We start from the raw sequence: 16619 nt of genomic DNA, 5'->3' as shown, positions 1-16619 counted from the left end.
CTCCACTGTGCCTGTCATGACCTATCGCGAAGCGCTGCGCGAAACCCTGCGCGAAGAGATGCGACGCGATGACGACGTTTTTCTGATCGGTGAGGAGATCGGCGTCTTCGAAGGCTCCTACAAGATCACCGCCGGCCTGCTCGAGGAGTTCGGCGAGAAGCGAGTACGCGACACCCCCATCGCCGAGGAAGGTTTCGTCGGTGCGGCGATCGGCGCCGCGATGCTCGGATTGCGCCCGGTCGTGGAGATCATGACGATCAACTTCTCGCTGCTGGCGCTGGACCAGATCGTCAACCACGCCGCGAAGATCTACGGCATGTTCGGCGGGCAGACCAATGTGCCCATGGTGATCCGGACTCCCGGTGGCGGCGGCCAGCAACTCGGGGCGACGCACTCGCAGAACATCGAGTTGTACTACGCCTTCGTGCCCGGTCTGAAGGTCGTGGCGCCCAGCACTCCCGCTGACGCGCGGGCCTTGCTCAAGGCCGCGATCTCCGACGACGATCCGGTGCTGTTCCTGGAGAATCTGTCGCTCTACAACACCAAAGGCGAAGTGCCCGAGGATCTTGCGCCTGTCCAGATCGGCAAGGCGGCGGTCACCCGAGAAGGCACCGACATCACGCTGATCGGCTACTCCCGCATGGCCACCGTCGCGACCGAGGTCGCCCAACGCCTTGCGGGCGAAGGGATTTCGGTGGAGGTGATCGACCTGCGCAGCTTGCGTCCACTGGATCGCGACACCATCGTGGCCTCGGTCCGCAAGACCGGATGCGCGGTGATCGGCGAGGACGACTGGCTCACCTACGGCATCGGCGCGGAAATCGCGGCCTCCATCTCCGACGGTGCCTTCGACTACCTCGACGCGCCGGTGCGTCGTGTCGCCATGGCCGAGGTCCCGCTGCCCTATGCCAAGCCGCTGGAGAAGCTCGCCTTGCCGTCCGCGGAATCGCTCTATACCGCGGTGACGGAAACCCTGACCGCTGTCGGCCGGCGGCGCTGAGAACCAGGAACAGGACGGACAAGATCATGCCCGAAATCGTCATGCCCCGGCTCTCCGACACCATGGAGGACGGCGTCGTCTCCGCCTGGCTCAAGCAGGTCGGCGACCAGATCACCCGCGGCGAGATCGTCGCCGAGATCGAAACCGACAAAGCGCTGATGGAACTCGAAGCCTACGACGACGGAGTGCTCGAGAAGATCCTCGCCGAGCCGGGCGTCCGGGTCGCGATCGGTGAACCGATCGCGATCGTCGGCGACGGCACCGCCTCGACTGCGGATTCTGCCGCGGTGACGCAGTCCGGCGCCGTGTCATCTGATGCCGGCTCGTCGGTCCGAGGCGCTGAGCCACAGCGCGTTTCGCACACCGACACCGTCTCGGTCGCGCCGAGGGCCGGCGTGGTGAAGTCCTCGCCGCTCGCCCGCAAGATCGCCCGCGAGTTGCAGGTCGATATGGACTCCGTCGTGGGCACCGGCCCCGGTGGGCGGGTCACGAAACGGGACGTGGAGGCGGCCCACAACGCTCCGGCGCCCGCTGCCATCGTGACGCCCCCGCGTGACGTGAGTCCGGTTGCTGTGCAGCCTGTTCCGGAATCGGGGGAGTTCGAGGAGGTCGCGCTGACCAACATTCAGCGCGTCTCGGCAGCTCGGCTCACCGAGAGCAAGCAGCAGGCACCGCACTTCTACCTGACCAGCGCGATCGACGTGACCGAGCTGTTCGCCTTCCGCGCACGGATCAACGCCACCCTGGACGCTGCGGGCGACAGCAAGGTCAGCGTGAATGACCTGCTCGTCAAAGCGGTCGCGACCGCGCTGCGCAAGGACCCCTCGGTCAATGTCAGTTTCGCGGGCGACAAGCTGTTGCGCCACAAGGGAATCCACATCGGCGTCGCGGTAGCGACCCCGGTCGGACTCCTCGTCCCGGTCATCCGTGACGCCGACCGCAAGAGCGTCTCCGAGATCGCGACCGAGAGCCGTGACAAGGCGACCCGCGCCCGCGATCGCAAGCTCCGCGCCGAGGACATGTCGGGCGGCACCTTCACCATCTCCAACCTCGGCATGTTCGGCATCGAGCAATTCACCGCGGTCATCAACTCACCTGAATCCGCGATCCTCGCCGTAGGAGCTGCCGCCGACGAACTCCGCCTCGACAACGACGAGGTTGTCGCCCGCAAGATCCTTCGCGTCACCATGTCCGCAGACCACCGTGCCATCGACGGCGCGATCGCAGCCCAATTCCTGGCAACCCTGAAGGAGCTCATCGAAAACCCGCTACGGATCGTGACGTAACAAGGACACTCGGCCTCTGCGGATATGCGTCTGCGGAGGCCGACTGTCGGCGCTGGATGAGTCGCACGCGAGCCGTACTGTCTGCGATGGTTACGACATCGCCAGCGAAACTTCGGGACTGCTCGGCTATATCGCCGTCGGGACTGGCCATTATTCGATGGCACGGGCTTACTGTCTGGAGTCTTTCCATCTGGGGGACAATGCGCAGAACGCTAACCTCACAGCATGGGCGCGTGGGCTGCAAAGCTTCTGTGAGTACTACGCAGGGAGGTACGAACGAGCGTTGGACTATGCTCGAGACGGCCTCGCTCGCGCCGAAGATGGGCCGCAAAGCGTAAGACTAGCGATCAACGGAGTCGCGCGAGCAATGGGTAAGCTCGGCGATACCGACGGCGTACGACGCACGGTGGACCGGGCATACGAGCTGGTCGCGTGCGATAGTGCCCCGGATGGAGTGCCATCCAGCATCTCTCTGGGAAGCTACAGTGCGGCGCAGGTGGCTGGAAATGCCGCGACATCGTATCTGTCGTTGGCGATGCCGGACAAGGTCGAACAGTATGCGGAGCTCGCGTTGGCGGACATGAACAACACGAACTCGCCGTGGGGTAGGTCGCTGGTGATCATCGACGTGGCCCGCTCGCATGTCTTGGCCGAAGATGCCGACCTGGATGCTGCAGTGGCGATAATGCACGATGCTCTGGACACTTCGCCAGACAAGCCTATGGCCCAGGTTCAGCGCCGAGCTTCGGAATTTCTCCGTGACGTGGCCGACAGGTGGGGGGATACCTCGCAGTTGAAGGGCGTCCGGGATGCGCTGGCCAGTAAGGACGGCGACAAGTGACCGGAAACTCGGACAGCCTGCGACCCCGTCCGCTCGAAAACGGCCCGCTCGGCTACTACTGGTTCTTGACCTTCGATCACGCTCCGGAACTTCATTCGCGGACCAAAGAATGCCAGCAGGCCATCGATCCGGCGTACTTCAAGACCACGCCGCCCGACGGACTCCACCTGACGTTGGATCGAATCTCACGCCCGTACACGTGCACCTTCGAGCAACGTGCTTCTATTGCGGAAGCCGCGCAGCATGCCTGCCGAGACCTGGGCCCGTTCAGCTTGTCCGTCGATCGGCTGACCAACATTCGTGGTGCGATCGGCTTCGTGATCTCACCCGCGGCGCCGGTGATGGAGCTTCGCGACACGCTACGAGCGGCAACGATCTCCGTCTTGCCGCACGCGTCGCTGAAGGAATCAACATCGGATCCCCATGTGACGATCGCGTACCCGGTTTTCGAAGGTCTGGAAGAGGTGGCTGCCACGACTGCAGCGACGGCTGGCAGTGCTATCTACGGCTTCGATGTCGTGACCACCGAGGCCGTGCTGGTTTCGCTCGAACTTCGGGACAACTCCTATATATGGGATGTCATCGAACGGATCGAACTGGGTCGGGACAGTCGAAGCGGTTTGGCCGAAGCGGGGCTCCCGGGTTAGTGCCGTCGACCGTGAAGCCAGAGCAGATGGCGTTTCCAGCAATCCGCGAGGCTGTCGACAAGTTGTCCCGGTGGGGCGTGCGCTTCGTCCATATCGACGGAGGACTCGGCGCGGTCCTGGGGCGCTGCATTGAAGGAATTGGGTCGACCGCGAACGTTGCCCATCGGCTGACCGGCGGTGAGTAGCATCTGCCCATGAGTTCCGGTAAGTCTTCGATTGTCCTGTTCCATGGCGTCACCATGTCGGCGGCGGCGTGGGAGGACGTCGTTCCGTGCTTGACCGATCATCACGACGTGATCGCTCCGACCGCGCTCGGGCATCGGGGCGGGCCGACGGTGCGGGAGCGCCCGGTCAAGGTGCGCGACATCGTCGACGCGGCGGAGCGGATGCTGGACGAGCGGGGTATCGCGAAGGCTCATCTCGCGGGGAACTCGCTCGGCGGGTGGATGGCCATCGAGCTCGCGTTGCGGGGTCGGGCGTTGAGCGTCTGCGCGCTCTCGCCTGCGGGGTTCTGGGATGGTGGTGGTCATGGACAGACCGACGCGGTCAGGAAGCTGCGCCGCATGGGCGCCTTGGTCCAGCTGTCGCGCCCAGTTCAACCGGTGGTCCTGCGGTCGGCGGTGGTCCGGCGGCTCGCGCTGCGCGATATCGCTTGTCGCGCTGACCGTTTGACGCCGGCACAGGCGATGACAGCGGCCGCCGACCTCATCGGGTGCACGGTCACCGAAGACGTGCTCGACACCAGGGAGCAGATCGCGTCGGTGCCGGAGTTGCCGTGTCCGATCACCCTGGCCTGGTCGGAGAAGGATGCGATCCTGCCGCCGGCGGTCAATGGCCGCATCGCCCAGGAGCGTTTCCCGCAGGCCCGCTTCGAGATCTTGCCGGGCGTCGGACATGTGCCGATGATCGACGATCCGAAACTGGTCGCCGCGACGATCCTGGCGACGACGGGTGCCGTGCCCACCGTGACGGGCGTGCCGGCGGCGAGCCCTGACGCCGACCGGTAGGAAGACGGCAGGACCCTCCGACGCCCGCGTTCAGTCCTTCGACTCCAGCTGCTGCTTGAGGTTGCGCAGCGTGCGGCGGATGTTCTTGCGCTGGAATTCCACGAAGGTGTCGCCGCCGGTGACGACCCGGTCGAAGACCTGAACCGCCGCGTTCGGCCATGACTTGCGATCGTCGTGCCAGGTCTCGGTGACCCGGGTGCCACCGTTGTCCGGCTCGAATCGGTATTCCCAGGTCGCGATGCCCGCCCGGATCCACGGCCGCCGGACGCCGATCGCCTCCACCCGGAACGCGAACCGTTTCCCCGGCTCGGCCGCGATCACCACGCAGCGGGTCACCCAGCGAGCACCGCCACGCTTGTTCAACCCTTCGAATTCCATTCCCACATAGGTGGACTCGCGCGGTTGGGCAACCTTCGCGCCACGGTTCTCCGGGCTCCACCGACCCATCAGTGTCGGATCGCTGACCTGCTGATAGATGGACACCGGATCGGCAGCGATGTCGATGCTGTCGAAGACGGTCGTGGTGCGGCTCATGGACTCGAACCTATCCGAAATGCGGTGCTGTCCTCACGTGGCGGGTCTGGGGGCTATCGACCCTGGTGCGCGGCGTCGAGAAGCGGCTGCCCGATGACGCCCATCGCCTGCGACGCGCCACCGAGGACCCACCCGCCGTCGGCCGGAAGCACAACGCCGGAGACGTAGTCGGCCAGCGGGGAAGCCAGGAATCGGCAGACGTTGGCGACATCGCGGGGGGTGCCGTAGCGGCGCAGCGGCACGCTGCCGGTGACCAGGGACCGGTCCTGCTCGGTCGGGGCCAGCCGGGCCATGCCCTCGGTGCCATCGATCGGGCCCGGGATCACACCGTTGACGCGGATGCCGAACGGGCCCCACTCCATCGCCAGGACCTTGGTGAGCATGTCGACGCCGGCCTTGGCGGCACACACGTGCGCCTGGGTGATGGTCGGCAGCTCCGACTGCGGTGCCGAGATGTTGATGACGGAGGCGCCGGGCTTGCGCAGGAACTGGTAGCTCGCGCGCAGGACGTTGTAGGTGCCGAGCAGGTCGATGTCGACGACCGACTTGAATCCGTTGGCGGACATGCCGACGGCGGCGGCGGGGAAGTTGCCCGCCGCACCGGAGATCATCACGTCGAAGTCGCCGAACTGCTCGTGCACCGATTGCAGCACGGCCTCGGTCGCGTTGTAGTCGCGGACATCGGCGCTCCCGCCGAATGCTTCGGCCCCGAGCTCGCGCAGCCGTTCCACGGCCGCGTCAACCTTGTCCGCGGAGCGGCTCAACACGGCCACCCGGGCACCGGCCCGCGCGAAGTCCTCGGCCACACCGAGATTGATGCCGCTGGTGCCGCCCGCGACGACGACGACCTTGTCGGCAAGGTCGATCTTCTGGATGAATTCTGACGCCATGCCGGGCAGACTATCAGTAGTACGAACTATTATCTGTAGCGATTATCGGTGTGGATGGCTGCCGATGATCGACATGGGTGCGGCGCCGACTACGATCGGCTCTGCTGTCCAGCCCAGAAATCGAGGTTTCCCACCAGTGACCGAACCGTTGATCCCGGACATGGTCGCCGACCACACCAGCTGCCTGCTGATCAAGCTCGGGCAGGTGATGTTCCGCGTGAGCGAGGATCGGCTCGCCACCCTGGGCCTGCGGACCAGACACTTCATGATCTTGAAAGTGCTGGCAGGCGACCAGGCCAGCTCTCAGCTCGAACTGGGAACCCGGCTGCGCATCGACTCGACCACCATGGTCGCCGCGATCGACCATCTGGAATCGGCGGGCCTGGCCGCCAGGATTCGCGATCACCGCGACCGTCGCCGGTTTCTCGTCGAGATCACCGAGCAGGGAATGCGTGCCGTCGAGCAGGCCGACGAGCTCGTCCGCACGCTGAACGACGACCTCTTCGACGGTCTGGATCAGGATCAGCGCGCGAACTTGCACCAAGCGTTGCTGGCGATGAATTCCGGCGAAGCGTTGCCGCGGGCCTACGATGCCGTGCGGCAACGCTGACCCCCGCGCGATAGCGTTCCACCGGATCTCGGTGCCGGTCGATCCGGTGGAACGGGTTCTCATCGCTGCGGCGAACAGCTAGCCGCGTAGGGCGGAGGCGAAGATCGCCGGTAGCTTGGACCACCCCGGCGCGGCCGAGAAATAGGCCAGCAGACGGCCGGTGGTGGCGGCGGTCTTGTTCGTCACGAACCAGGGCGGCTTGGGGGCCAACGTGAATTCACCGCGCGTGATCGACCTCGGCGCGGGTCGGAACGGCCCACGGACGACAGTGCGTTCGGGGTCTTCGATCAGCAGCGCGTTGTGTACCACGCCGATACCGCTCTGCACATCGTCGAGGGTGTGGCCGGGGAACGCACCCCAGCTCGCGCGGGCGGTCAGGTAGCCGACTCCGGTCCAGGCGTTGATCGCGACGGTGCCGTAGCGAAGGTCGGCGATCGCCTCATCGAGCGCGGCGCCGAGCTGACGCAGCGTCTTCGGGTGGGCGATGATGTTCACGCCCAGAGTGCCGATGAACTGCTCGTTCGAGACCTCGACCGCGGCGCGCAGGAACTCCGACCCGGTGCCGGGCAGTTCGGTGACACCGAAAACGGGGGAGAAGTACTCCTCGCGCAGCGCTGGTTCGTCCTTCGACGGCGAGATTCCGAGCACCAGCGTGCGGTCGTTGTTCGGGCCGATGCGCTGTGCCTGCGGATATTCCTTGCGCGCGTTGGCCACTCGACTCTCGCTGCCCGGGTAATACGCCGGTCGCCCGGGTGCCCGCTCGAACGCCGCTCGCAGTTCGGCGAGGAACTTCTGCTTCTGCGGCCAGTCCGCGCTCACGATGGCGACCTGGGACGCGACACAGTTGTACCCGTTGTTGTGCAGTCGCTGCGTCGCGAGGTGTTCGGCCTGGAACTTCAGATCCGCCTCCGACCAGTGCCCGGGGATCACGATGGTGGGTGAGACGCCGCCGAGTTCGCTGGTGATCGGTTTCGTCAGCAGCGGCGTGTTCGCTGCTTTGCGTTGCGCGCCTTCGGCTCCCCGGCCGAACACGATGGCGTCGTGGGTGTTGCTGCTGCCGGTCATGTGCACCGAGGCCACGTCGGGATGGTTGACCAGCGCGGTGCCGATATCGGCGCCACCGGTGAGGATTCGCAAGAACCCCCGATCGATCAGCGGGGCGAAGATGCGCTCGAACACCGGAAGCAGCGGGTCGGTGATGGGGTTGAGCTTCAGTGCCACGACCCGGTTGTCCGCGATCAACTGGTACAGCAGGTCCAGTGGCGGAATGGAGAAGATGTTCCCGGCGCCGAGCACGACGCCGACACCGCCTGCCTTGTGTGGTGCGCGTGCGCCCAAACCGGCTCGCCCCCGGACGGTTTCGGCGTCGACATCGGGCTTGGTCCACACCTCGGCGGTGAAGCCGTTGAGCAGCAGCCGATCGAAGATCCCGTGCGGAAGTACGTGCACGGCCGACCGGTTGCCCGGCGCCGAGGTGATCTCGAAGCCGTCGACCGGGCTACGACCGGCGTCGAGCGCGGCGAGGCTCTCGATCAACGCACCGGTCCCGGTGATCACCGGATAGGGCCCGCTGACCCATTCCTCGCCGACCAGGGGCGAATCCTTCGGCAGGCCCTTGATGCCGAGGGCGATGTCTACCCAGTCCTGCGCGTGTTGCTCGGTCAGGTCGTGCACCTGCTGCAGCAGCAGGCGACGGTCGGTGAGCGGAGTCGCCGCCCACCGCACCGCGCCCTCGGCCAATGCCTCGATCGCGGCGTCGATTGTCGTTGCTGTGCTGGTCATTTCGATCCTCCGGTGGTGGCGACGGCATCTTCGCGAATGAGATCGGCGGCCTTCTCCGCGATCATGATGGTCGGCGCGTTCGTGTTGCCGCGCACGACCGTGGGCATCACCGACGCGTCGACGACGCGCAAGCCCTGGAGGCCGAGCACCCGCAGCCGGCTGTCGACGACCGACCCGATGGCACACGTCGATGTCGGGTGATACAGCGTCTGGCCGTATCGGCGGGCGAAGGCGAGCAGGTCTTCCTCCGAATCCGACTCGGGGGCAACGAAGTCCGCGGTGATGTGTTCGGCGAGAGCGGCCCGGCCCGCGATGTCGAGGGCGATGCGCAGACCCGCGACAATGCTGCGCCGGTCCTCGTCGGTGGCGAGGTAGTTGTGCACGATTCTCGGCGCGGTGGTCGGCGCGGCCGAACGGAGCATCAGTTTGCCGACGCTCGTCGGATGGAGCACGCAGGGTCCCAAGGCGAATCCGTGCGCGACGGGTGCGCCGAGTCCCTCCTCGTGGAACAACACCGGTGCCAGGTGGAACTGCACGTCCGGACCTTCCAGGCCGGACCTCGTCTCGAAGAATCCGCCCGCCTCACCGATGTTCGAGGTGAGCGGACCACGGCCCTGCTCCTGCAACAACGCGAGGTTCTCCGGCGACAACGCGGTCATCAGCGACTCGGTGTCGGTGCGGTAGTTGACCAGCGTCATGTAGTGGTCTTGCAGGTTCTCGCCGACCGGAAGGTCGCGCACCACCTCGATCTGGAACAGCGCGAGCTCATCCGCGGGACCGACGCCCGACAGCAGCAACAGATGCGCCGATCCGTAGGTGCCGCCGGAGAGGATGACTTCGCGTTCGGCACGGACCGTGTCGACCTCGCCGCCACGGCTGATCTCGACGCCGACCGCCCGATCGCCCTCGAACAGCACCTTGTGGGCGAGCGCGCCGGTGATGACGGTCAGGTTCGGCCGTGTCATCGCCGGATGCAGATAGGCGACGGCTGTGCTGCACCGCATGCCGTCGCGCTGGGTCACCTGGTAGCGGCCCACGCCCAATTGTGTTGCGCCGTTGAAGTCTTCGTTGCGCGCGTACCCGGCCTGCTCGGCCGCCTCGACGAAGGCGCCGGCAATGGCGTGCTGTGAGCGGCTCTCCGAGACCCGCAGTGGCCCGCCGGCGCCGTGATAGGCGTCCTTGCCCCGTTCGTTGTCCTCGGCTCGCTGGAAATACGGCAGGACATCGTCGTAGGACCACCCCTCGGCACCGGCCGCGGCCCAGGCATCGTAGTCGGCACGGTTGCCCCGGATGTAGATCATCGCGTTCATCGAGCTCGATCCGCCCAGCATCCGGCCGCGGGGCAGGTACGCGCGCCGGCCGCCCAGCTGCGGTTCGGGTTCGGTATCGAGATCCCAGTCCCACTCGCTCTTGAACAAGGCGCCGAACGCGGCCGGGATATGGATCTCGTCGGCGCTGTCGGCCGGCCCGGCTTCGATGACGGCGACCGATACCGCCGGATCCTCGGAAAGTCTGGCGGCCAACACGGCGCCTGCCGAACCCGCGCCGACGATGACGTAGTCATACATTGCAATGCCTCTCGCTGCGATGTAGTGAGGTGGATCACGTACGTCGATCGTGGCCGACGGCGGGCGGGCAGCCTATGGACCGGCGCTGCGGATAACCGTGACCTCAGTGTGCAAGTGCACAACACTGCTGGTAGGGCCGCTTTCCGTGGCGCCTACAATGGTAGGATGACGACAGTTCCCGAGGTGTCGTCCGACGTATCGGTGGAGCTTGTCGACAGGCTGTTGCTGCGAGCGGACGAGCTGACCGACGTGCTGGTGGCGCAGATCCTGTCCGGTGACCATGCCTATGCCGAGGCGACCCGGTTGACCCACCAGGACCTGCGCCAGGCCACCTACGACAACCTGGTGACCCTGCTCGGCCAACTCGGGGGTCGCTCCCGGCCGCGGCTGGACGCCGCGCGCGCTGCCGGACGGCTCAAAGCCGAGCAACAGGTTCCGCTGGCGGCGCTGCTGCACGCGTATCGGCTGGCGGGCCGGTTGATCTGGGACCGGCTACTCGGCGAGATGGGCGGTGAGCTCACGGAATCGTTGGCGCACAAGGGCTCCGAGCTGTGGAGCATCATCGACGACTATTCGAGCGCGGCCGCGGAAGCCTACGGAGAGGTGGCGTTCGAACGCGCGCATCGCGACGCGCAGGCCCGCAGCCTCGCGTTGCGTTCGCTGCTGTCGGCCGCCGTCGACGACGGCGCGCCACTGTGGGAAACCCTGCGCATGCTGAACCTGCCGGAGACCGGGACGTTCCTGGTGGTCAGCGCCGAAATCGTCGAGCCCGTCGCGGCCCCGCTGCGTGGCATCGAGGAACGTCTGCGCTCGATCGGCGTCCACTCGATCTGGACGGTCGAGTTCGACACCCACATCGGCTTGATCAGCCTGAAAGCGGGCGCGAACCGGGCCGAAGCCGACGCGGCGCTCGCGGGCCTGGCCACCGGCCGGGTCGGGGTGAGCCGCCCGTTCGACGATCCGCGCCGAGCCCACGACGCGCTCCACGAAGCGAAACTGGCATGCCGGTGCGCCCGGCCCGGCGATATCGAGGTCAACAGCTTCGGTGACCAGCCGATCCCGTTGCTGATCGCGCATCTGCCGGAGGTGAGCCGCCAGCTCGCCGCCGGAATTCTGGGCTCGGTCCTCGAGCTGCCCGCGATGGAGCGGGACACGCTGCTGGAGACGCTCGAGGCGTGGTTCGCCGCGGGCGGGGTGGTGGCCGACGCGGCGAAACGGCTGCACTTCCACCGCAACACCGTGCACCAACGGCTGCGGCGAATCGAAGCCCTCACCGGCCGCAGCTGTACCGATCCCACCGCGGCCGCCGAGTTCTACTTCGCCTTGCAGACAACCCGACTCGTCCGACCGCGCCAGGCGGGGTCGGACAAGTCGGGTACCGCTATCCGGCGTTGACGACCTCGGCGGGCGGGTTCTCGGCGTAGAGCTCGTCGATCTGCGCGGTGTACTTCTCGGCGATGACCTTGCGCTTGAGCTTCAAGGTGAGCGTCACCTCGTCACCGCCCGCCTCCCAGAACGTGGGCAGGATGCGGAAGCGCTTGATCTGCTCCACCCGCGAGAGCTTGCTGTTGCCCTGTGCCACACCGGCTTCGATGGCGGCCCGCACCGTGGGATCGACCGCCAGCGCGGCGGCGGAGGCGTCGGGTAGCGCGTGCTCGCGCGCGTAGGGCTCGACGGATTCGGCGTCGAGCACGATCAGCGCGGTGTTGTAGGACCGGCCGTCGCCGAGCACGGCCATCGCGCCGATGAGTGGCGTGGCCGCCTTGATCGCGTTCTCGATGTTGGTGGGGGACATGTTCTTGCCCGCCGCGTTGATGATCATCTCCTTCTTGCGGTCGACGACGCGAAGATAGCCCTGGTCGTCGATGCTGACGATGTCGCCGGTGCGCAGCCAGCCGTGGGCATCGATCGCCTCGGCGGTCTGTTCGGGCAGCCCCCGGTAGCCCTTCATCACCAGCGGTCCGCGCACGTGCAGTTCACCGTCGTCGGAGAGCCGTGATTCCATGCCGGGCAACAGCTTCCCGACCGCCCCGAGCTTGGCGTCGCGGGGATGGCTGACACTACAGATGCACGACAGTTCCGACATGCCCCAGATCTCGGCGATCGGGATACCGAGACCGGCGAAGAAGGCCAGCGTCTGCGGCGGGATCGGGGCCGCGCCGGACATGGCCCACCGCACCCGGTCCAGACCGAGGGCCGCGCGCAGCTTGCTCAGCACCAGTTCGTCGGCCTGCGCCCATTCGGCGGCGAGCTCGGCGGGTACCGGTTCATCGGCGAGCTGATGCGCGGCGCGGGCCGCGGCGACCGACATCGCCCACGCCATGCCCTGGCGGCGGGTCTCGTCGGGTTCGGCTGCGACCTTGAATTCGATGGCGGCCTTGAGCTTTTCCCACACCCGAGGCACCGCGCCCCAGATCGTCGGATGCAGGTCGGCGAGGGCGGCGGCGATCAGCTTGGGATCGCCGACACTGGTCACCTGGGTGCCGAGCACCTCTTGGACATAGAGCGCGGTCAGCCGGTCGGCGATGTGCGCGGTCGGCATGAACGAGGTGATGGTGTCGCCGAATTCGATGCCGAGGATGTCGGCGATGCCGTACACCTGGAACAGCAGAGCGGCATGGGTGGTCTCGACACCCTTGGGCGCGCCGGTGGTGCCCGAGGTGTAGATGAGCGTCGCGACGTCCTCGCCACGGACGGCACGCCAGGCGGCGTCGAAGTCGAAATCGTCACGGCCCGCCGCGAGCAGATCCTTCACCGACAGGGTTCCCTCGGGCGCCTCGTCGACGCACACGATGTGGTCGACGTCGACCCCGCAGGAGGCGATCAGCTTGGCGTACTGCGGCTCGCAGATCACCACGCGCGCTTCCGCGTTGCCGAGCACGTAGGCGAGCTGTTCGGGAGAGAGGGTGTTGTACACCGAGAACGAGGTGGCGCCCAGATGCTGCGCACCGACTTCCAGGGGATAGAACTCCACCCGGTTGCTCATCATCAGTGCGACGGTGTCGCCGCGCCGCACACCGAGACCGGCCAGTCCGGCGGCGACGGCGCGGACCTGGGTCGCGTACTCGGCCCAGGTGAGGGTCTTGGTGTCGCCGGGGGTGCGCAAGGCGATCGCGGTGGGGGCGATCGAGGCGGTGTGCTGGAACGCTGCGGGCAGGGTGTCGAAACGGGAAATGCTCACGAGGCAGGCACTTTCTGGGTCATGGCCGCAGGGGCGGTGTCGAGATGGGCGGCGACGAAGCGAGCCGCCGCACGATAGGCGGTTCTGGACTCGGGGACGACGACGGGGAGTGTCTGGAAGGCGTGCATCTGATCCGGCCACACCTGCAGCTCGCAGTGCGCCCCGGTGGCTTGCCAGCGGCGCGCCAGCTCGGTCGCGTCGGCGCCGAAGTACTCGGTGTCGCTGGCGTGGATCAGCGTGGGCGGCAGCCGCATTCCGTGGACGGGCTGGAGCTCGAACGGTTCGGCGGTGAAGGCGGCGATCGCCTGCCTGGCGATCTGGGTGGACAGCAGACCGTCGCGGTGCTCGTGCCTCTGGTGGCCGACCGCGATGGCCAGACTCAGGTCGGCCATCGGGGAGAACAGCACCAGCGCACCCGGTTCGGGCTGCCCCGCACGGGCATTCTCGACGGTCAGATGAGCCGCGAGGAAGCCACCGGCCGAATCCCCGGCGACGACGATCCGGTCGGCGCTGTAGCGCCGAGTCAGCCACGCGAACGCCGCGGCCACATCGGACGGCGCGGCGGGACAGGGGTGCTCGGGGGCCAGCCGGTAGTCCAGGGTGAACACCGGAAGCTTTGTCGCGGTGGACAACCGGGACGCGACGCCGCGATACCCGAGGACCGAGCCCGCGATGAACCCGCCGCCGTGGACGTAGAGGACGACCGCGTCGGTGCGGTCGGCGCGCGGCCCTCGCACCCACTCGCCGCGGATCCCGTCCTCGTCGACGGGCTCGGTGGTCGTCGCGCGCAGCGGTGGCGCGCCCGCCCGCATTGCCTGCTCGATGAGCAGTCGCGACGGCGGCAGCGTGTAGGCGTTCACCGGCGCGAGCGCGGCCAACTGTCCCACGGTGAACGCCGACATCTGCCGCAGCGTGCGAGCTCGCAGCGACCCGCGTTCGGTGCTCATCGACGGCGCTCGATCGCCCGGATCAGCTCGTGCACCGTGGTGTCGGCGGCGAGCCGGTGGTCGAGGACGACGTTGATCGCGCCCCGCAACAGCGCGTAGGGCTCCCACCCGCTCGGCGCGATGGTGCGCGGTGCGCGGCGGGCGATGCCGTCGGCGATCGTCCGGGCCGCATGCTGCGCGGTGATCCGCACATTGAGCGGCCACGGCAGCATCCCGTCGAGCTCTTTGCCCAGGTCGTCGGTGTCGAGCATGTCGTGGGTCATCGCGGTGTCGACGATGCCGAAGTACGCGACGCCGGCGCTGGCCCCGCTCGCGGCCAGTTCCACGCGCAGCGCCCGCCCCAGCTGTTCGACCGCGGCCTTGCTCACCATGTACGGCGAGCCACCCATCCCCGGTGCGAACGCCGCGCACGACGACACCACCACGACGTGTCCGCGCGCGGACACGATGTGGTCCAGGGCCGGGTGCACGGTGTTGAACACGCCGGTGAGGTTGATCCCGATCACCCGGTCGAAGTCCGCCGGGTCCATCGTGCGCACGGTGGCGGGCACGGGCGTCACGCCCGCGTTGGCGACCACCACGTCGAGGGTGCCGAATCGGTGTACCACCTCGTCGACCGCCGCTGTCATCTGCGCCCGGTCGGCGACATCGGCGCCGATGCCGTGGGCGTCCAACCCCACCTCGTCGGCGGCCCGGCGGGCCGCGTCCGCGTCGATATCGACCACCACGACTCGCGCGCCACGGTGGGACAGGATCGCCGCCAGCTCACGGCCGATGCCCTGGGCCGCCCCGGTGATCAGGACGACCTTGCCCGCGATGTCGTAGGAGCGCGTAAACCAGGAGGCCGGCCCGAGATCGGGCAGGTTCATCATGCCGACACCTCATAGGACTCGATGTCGAATCGTCGGGTGCGGCGGCGGTATTCGAAGCTCCAGTTCGGGTACAGCCCGGCGTTGCCGCCCTCGGCGGTGGTGTAGTAGCTCTCGCAGCCGCCGGTGAGCCACACGGTCTCGGCGCTGCGCCTGCCCATCTCCTCGACGAAGTCGCGCTGGACCTGTGGCCGCACCTCGATGCGGGTTTCGCCGCGGGCGCGCAGCGTGCTCAGCGCGTCGACGATGTAGGCGATCTGCGACTCGATCATGAACACCGCCGACTGGTTGCCCGCAGCACCGAACGGACCGAGGGTGCAGAAGAAGTTCGGGAACCCGGCCACCGCGGCACCGAGATAGGTCTGGGGCCGCTGCCGGAAGAGCTCGGCGATCGAGCGGCCGTCGTGGCCGACGATGCGATCGAACACGCTCGGCGTCGAGGTGAATCCGGTGCCGTAGATGATGGTGTCCACGGGGATCTCGACCCCGGCGCGGGTCACGATGGAGCGTGCGCGCACCTCGGCGATGCCGTCGGTGACGACGTCGACGTTGTCCTTGTCGAGGGCGGGGAGATAGGCGTCGGAGAAGATGGCTCGCTTGCAGCCGATCATGTAGTCCGGCGTCACCTTCGCACGCAGCTTCGGGTCGCGGATCTGGCGGCGCAGCTGGATCCGGCCCAGCAGTTCGAAGGGATGACGGAAACGGTTGTCGACGAAGCCGACCAGCCCGAAACCCTCGATCAGCGAATACCAGGTGCCACGAACAGCTTTCTGCGCCAGTGGGATCTGGCGTAGCAACCGACGCTCGAGTCCGATCGTCGGGCGGTCCATCCGTGGCACGATCCACGGCGCCGACCGCTGGAACACCGTCAGCGCGGCGACCTTCGGCTGGATCTCCGGTACGAACTGGACCGCGGAGGCGCCGGTGCCGATCACCGCGACGCGCTTGCCGGTCAGATCGTGGTCGTGGTCCCAGTGCAGGGAATGGAAGGCCGTGCCTTCGAAGGTCTCGAGACCGGGCAGCGACGGGTACTTCGCCTCGGCGAAAATGCCTGCGGCGGAAAGGAAGTAGTCCGCGGTGAGCTCGCCGCGCGAGGTCTCGATGCGCCACAGCGACTGCGCGTCGTCCCAGCGCGCGTCCAGGAGTTCGGTGCCGAGCCGCACGTGCCGGATCACGTCGTTGGACTCGGCGACAGTGCGCAGGTAGTCGAGGATCTCGGGCTGCTTGCCGTAGGTGCGCGACCACTCCGGATTGGGCGCGAACGAGTAGCTGTAGAGCTGGGAGGGGACATCGCAGGCGCAGCCGGGGTAAGTGTTGGCCTGCCAGGTGCCGCCGAGGTCGTCGGCGCGTTCCAGCACGACGATGTCGTCGAAGCCGGCTTCACGGAGTTTGATCGTCAGCCCGATCCCGCCGAAGCCGGCGCCGAGCACGACGATGTGCGTGTGTTCTGCGGGCAT

At 67.2% G+C, this 16619-nt stretch carries 15 protein-coding genes; 7 read left to right on the top strand and 8 right to left on the bottom strand.

The window, feature by feature from the left end; genetic code table 11:
• Nucleotides 1-16: 16 nt before the first annotated feature.
• The 5 genes from ACWF99_RS05530 (at nucleotide 17) to ACWF99_RS05510 (ending at nucleotide 4781) form a co-directional block, all read left to right on the top strand.
• The gene (locus tag ACWF99_RS05530) at nucleotides 17-1000 is read left to right on the top strand and encodes an alpha-ketoacid dehydrogenase subunit beta (protein ID WP_452534878.1); all 984 of its coding nucleotides are present in this window, start codon (nucleotides 17-19) and stop codon (nucleotides 998-1000) included.
• A 26-nt stretch (nucleotides 1001-1026) separates the two neighbouring features.
• A complete protein-coding gene (locus ACWF99_RS05525; protein ID WP_452534876.1) occupies nucleotides 1027-2286 on the top strand; it encodes a dihydrolipoamide acetyltransferase family protein in 1260 nt (419 codons plus the stop codon).
• 367 nt (nucleotides 2287-2653) lie between these two features.
• Nucleotides 2654-3127, top strand: a complete 474-nt coding sequence (locus ACWF99_RS05520; protein WP_452534874.1) for a hypothetical protein — start codon at nucleotides 2654-2656, stop codon at nucleotides 3125-3127.
• The gene (locus ACWF99_RS05515) at nucleotides 3124-3774 is read left to right on the top strand and encodes a 2'-5' RNA ligase family protein (RefSeq protein WP_452534873.1); all 651 of its coding nucleotides are present in this window, start codon (nucleotides 3124-3126) and stop codon (nucleotides 3772-3774) included. The genes ACWF99_RS05520 and ACWF99_RS05515 overlap by 4 nt, the downstream gene beginning before the upstream one ends.
• Nucleotides 3775-3968: 194 nt before the next feature.
• Complete coding sequence (locus ACWF99_RS05510) at nucleotides 3969-4781, top strand: alpha/beta fold hydrolase (protein ID WP_452534871.1); 813 nt, start codon at nucleotides 3969-3971, stop codon at nucleotides 4779-4781.
• A gap of 30 nt (nucleotides 4782-4811) precedes the next feature.
• On the opposite strand, the gene ACWF99_RS05505 is transcribed toward ACWF99_RS05510, so the two are convergent.
• Both ACWF99_RS05505 and ACWF99_RS05500 read right to left on the bottom strand, forming a co-directional pair.
• The gene (locus ACWF99_RS05505; RefSeq protein ID WP_378630764.1) at nucleotides 4812-5315 is read right to left on the bottom strand and encodes an SRPBCC family protein; all 504 of its coding nucleotides are present in this window, start codon (nucleotides 5313-5315) and stop codon (nucleotides 4812-4814) included.
• A gap of 53 nt (nucleotides 5316-5368) precedes the next feature.
• Entirely contained in the window at nucleotides 5369-6205 is an 837-nt protein-coding gene (locus ACWF99_RS05500) for an SDR family oxidoreductase (protein ID WP_452534869.1), read from the bottom strand.
• A gap of 136 nt (nucleotides 6206-6341) precedes the next feature.
• On the opposite strand from ACWF99_RS05500, the gene ACWF99_RS05495 reads away from it, so the two are divergent.
• Complete coding sequence (locus tag ACWF99_RS05495; protein WP_378630766.1) at nucleotides 6342-6815, top strand: MarR family winged helix-turn-helix transcriptional regulator; 474 nt, start codon at nucleotides 6342-6344, stop codon at nucleotides 6813-6815.
• Nucleotides 6816-6893: 78 nt separating this feature from the next.
• Here the strand turns inward: ACWF99_RS05495 and ACWF99_RS05490 are convergent, their stop codons facing one another.
• Both ACWF99_RS05490 and ACWF99_RS05485 read right to left on the bottom strand, forming a co-directional pair.
• Nucleotides 6894-8597: an aldehyde dehydrogenase family protein gene (locus tag ACWF99_RS05490; RefSeq protein ID WP_452534867.1), complete on the bottom strand. Its 1704-nt coding sequence runs from the start codon at nucleotides 8595-8597 to the stop codon at nucleotides 6894-6896.
• Nucleotides 8594-10165 (bottom strand): GMC family oxidoreductase, encoded by a 1572-nt coding sequence (locus ACWF99_RS05485; protein WP_452534865.1) that lies wholly within the window; start codon nucleotides 10163-10165, stop codon nucleotides 8594-8596. The genes ACWF99_RS05490 and ACWF99_RS05485 overlap by 4 nt, the downstream gene beginning before the upstream one ends.
• A 165-nt stretch (nucleotides 10166-10330) precedes the next feature.
• On the opposite strand from ACWF99_RS05485, the gene ACWF99_RS05480 reads away from it, so the two are divergent.
• Nucleotides 10331-11560: a PucR family transcriptional regulator gene (locus ACWF99_RS05480; RefSeq protein WP_452534864.1), complete on the top strand. Its 1230-nt coding sequence runs from the start codon at nucleotides 10331-10333 to the stop codon at nucleotides 11558-11560.
• Here the strand turns inward: ACWF99_RS05480 and fadD11 are convergent.
• The 4 genes from fadD11 to ACWF99_RS05460 are packed head-to-tail and all read right to left on the bottom strand — an operon-like array spanning nucleotide 11547 to nucleotide 16619.
• The gene (gene fadD11, locus ACWF99_RS05475; RefSeq protein WP_452534862.1) at nucleotides 11547-13346 is read right to left on the bottom strand and encodes a fatty acid--CoA ligase FadD11; all 1800 of its coding nucleotides are present in this window, start codon (nucleotides 13344-13346) and stop codon (nucleotides 11547-11549) included. The two genes, ACWF99_RS05480 and fadD11, sit on opposite strands and share 14 nt — an antisense overlap.
• Nucleotides 13343-14293 carry an alpha/beta hydrolase gene (locus tag ACWF99_RS05470; RefSeq protein WP_378630771.1) on the bottom strand — a complete coding sequence of 317 codons (951 nt, stop codon included), beginning with the start codon at nucleotides 14291-14293 and terminating at the stop codon, nucleotides 13343-13345. The genes fadD11 and ACWF99_RS05470 overlap by 4 nt, the downstream gene beginning before the upstream one ends.
• Nucleotides 14290-15165: a short-chain dehydrogenase/reductase gene (locus tag ACWF99_RS05465; protein WP_452534860.1), complete on the bottom strand. Its 876-nt coding sequence runs from the start codon at nucleotides 15163-15165 to the stop codon at nucleotides 14290-14292. Before ACWF99_RS05465 ends, ACWF99_RS05470 begins: the two co-directional genes overlap by 4 nt.
• Nucleotides 15162-16619 (bottom strand): flavin-containing monooxygenase, encoded by a 1458-nt coding sequence (locus ACWF99_RS05460; RefSeq protein WP_378659218.1) that lies wholly within the window; start codon nucleotides 16617-16619, stop codon nucleotides 15162-15164. Before ACWF99_RS05460 ends, ACWF99_RS05465 begins: the two co-directional genes overlap by 4 nt.

It is taken from the genome of Nocardia sp. NPDC055002 (assembly GCF_053608825.1).
Note: the sequence above shows the minus strand (reverse complement) of the source record. Positions and strands in the feature narration are given on the sequence as shown.

What these genes read in the sequence shown, in the direction of transcription:
- ACWF99_RS05530 (WP_452534878.1), top strand. Translation starts at nt 17, where the DNA reads ATGACCTATCGCGAAGCGCTGCGCGAAACCCTGCGCGAAGAGATGCGA.
- ACWF99_RS05525 (WP_452534876.1), top strand. Translation starts at nt 1,027, where the DNA reads ATGCCCGAAATCGTCATGCCCCGGCTCTCCGACACCATGGAGGACGGC.
- ACWF99_RS05520 (WP_452534874.1), top strand. Translation starts at nt 2,654, where the DNA reads ATGGGTAAGCTCGGCGATACCGACGGCGTACGACGCACGGTGGACCGG.
- ACWF99_RS05510 (WP_452534871.1), top strand. Translation starts at nt 3,969, where the DNA reads ATGAGTTCCGGTAAGTCTTCGATTGTCCTGTTCCATGGCGTCACCATG.
- ACWF99_RS05505 (WP_378630764.1), bottom strand. Translation starts at nt 5,315, where the DNA reads ATGAGCCGCACCACGACCGTCTTCGACAGCATCGACATCGCTGCCGAT.
- ACWF99_RS05500 (WP_452534869.1), bottom strand. Translation starts at nt 6,205, where the DNA reads ATGGCGTCAGAATTCATCCAGAAGATCGACCTTGCCGACAAGGTCGTC.
- ACWF99_RS05490 (WP_452534867.1), bottom strand. Translation starts at nt 8,597, where the DNA reads ATGACCAGCACAGCAACGACAATCGACGCCGCGATCGAGGCATTGGCC.
- ACWF99_RS05485 (WP_452534865.1), bottom strand. Translation starts at nt 10,165, where the DNA reads ATGTATGACTACGTCATCGTCGGCGCGGGTTCGGCAGGCGCCGTGTTG.
- ACWF99_RS05480 (WP_452534864.1), top strand. Translation starts at nt 10,331, where the DNA reads ATGACGACAGTTCCCGAGGTGTCGTCCGACGTATCGGTGGAGCTTGTC.
- ACWF99_RS05470 (WP_378630771.1), bottom strand. Translation starts at nt 14,293, where the DNA reads ATGAGCACCGAACGCGGGTCGCTGCGAGCTCGCACGCTGCGGCAGATG.
- ACWF99_RS05465 (WP_452534860.1), bottom strand. Translation starts at nt 15,165, where the DNA reads ATGATGAACCTGCCCGATCTCGGGCCGGCCTCCTGGTTTACGCGCTCC.
- ACWF99_RS05460 (WP_378659218.1), bottom strand. Translation starts at nt 16,619, where the DNA reads ATGCCCGCAGAACACACGCACATCGTCGTGCTCGGCGCCGGCTTCGGC.